Below are 212 nucleotides of genomic sequence, written 5' to 3'. Positions count from 1 at the left end.
GGCGGTGTTGCCCGAGAACATACCCACCCACATGAAGCTGACGATTCCTATGGGAACGCTGTACTCGATCAAAATCCCGGTGACGATATCGGTGTTGCCGGCGAAGATCGCGCTCGACAGGAGGAACGCGAGGGCGGGCATGGCGACGAGGGACACGCCGAGGATGGCGAGCAGTGGCGCCGGATGGCGGAGTACCTCGCCGAGTTGACCCA

Annotated in this window: 1 pseudogene; it reads right to left on the bottom strand. The window is 62.7% G+C overall.

The features are described from left to right. Window positions 1-212, bottom strand: a pseudogene (locus HJY11_RS14660) (hypothetical protein); the annotation flags it as partial.

The sequence above is a fragment of the Bittarella massiliensis (ex Durand et al. 2017) genome (assembly GCF_017566145.1).
Lineage (GTDB): Bacteria > Bacillota > Clostridia > Oscillospirales > Ruminococcaceae > Bittarella > Bittarella massiliensis_A.
Note: the sequence above shows the minus strand (reverse complement) of the source record. Positions and strands in the feature narration are given on the sequence as shown.